Source organism: Seonamhaeicola marinus, from assembly GCF_008085455.1.
In genome coordinates this window covers 1-1,032 of record NZ_VSDQ01000326.1, presented here as the reverse complement: position 1 = coordinate 1,032, position 1,032 = coordinate 1, and the positions used below count along the sequence as shown (strand labels likewise).

Annotated in this window: 1 protein-coding gene; it reads left to right on the top strand. The window is 37.4% G+C overall.

Annotation, left to right across the window (positions count from 1 at the left end; genetic code table 11):
• The coding region (locus tag FUA24_RS04205) for an ammonia-forming cytochrome c nitrite reductase subunit c552 (protein ID WP_148540166.1) at window positions 1-907 on the top strand (907 nt) is incomplete at its 5' end.
• Window positions 908-1,032: the final 125 nt, after the last annotated feature.

The following is a 1,032-nucleotide window of genomic DNA, read 5'->3' as shown; positions in this document are numbered from 1 at the left end:
CATGGGTAAAGACATTAATAAAGCTACACACCAAGAAATGCGCTCTTTAGTATGTGCACAGTGCCACGTAGAATATTATTTTAACAAAAATACACCCGGTAAAGAAGGCGTGCCTTACTTAACATTTCCTTGGAAAGACGGTATGTCTGTTGAAGCTATGGAGAAATATTATGATGATATGGACTTTAAAGATTGGACGCATAAACTAAGTAAAGCGCCCATGCTTAAAGCACAACACCCAGGTTATGAAACCTACTTAACTGGTGTACATGCAGATAGAGGCGTATCATGCGCAGATTGCCATATGCCATATAAAAGTGAAAGCGGACAAAAATTTACAGATCACCACATACAATCGCCACTTAATAATATAGCCAACTCTTGTCAAGTATGTCACCGTGAGGAAGCCGAAAAATTAAGAGCCAATGTGTATGACCGTCAACAAAAAGCAGCCGAAAGCCGCTTAAAGCTTGAAGATGCTTTAGTAAAAATGCATGTTGAAGCAAAAAAATGTTGGGATTTAGGTGCTACCGAAGATCAAATGAAAGCTATTTTAATGGATATACGTCACGCACAATGGCGTTGGGATTATGCTGCAGCATCGCACGGTGCGTCATTCCACTCGCCAGTAGAAATTGGTAGAGTATTAAGCAGTGGTTTAGATAAAGCTACTGAAGGACGCGTAAAACTAGCACGTTTATTAGCAGAATTAGGCCATAACAAACCAGTTGAAATGCCCGATCTTTCAACAAAAGAAAAGGCACAGGAATACATTGGTTTAGATATGGAAAAACTAAGAAAAGAAAAACAAGAATTTAAAGACAATTTGTTACCAAAATGGTTGGAAGCGGCGGAAAAGCGAGAAGCAAATTATGGCAGCAAACAACAGGTTTCGGCAACAAATTAACAGTGGTTAGTAGTTAATTCTTAAGCGAAAAAGATAATCTTTTAAGTGCTTTTCACGGTAAAGATTATCTTTTTAAATTTTATTACAGGTATGAGCATGAAAACAATTTATAAATTCTTTTCATC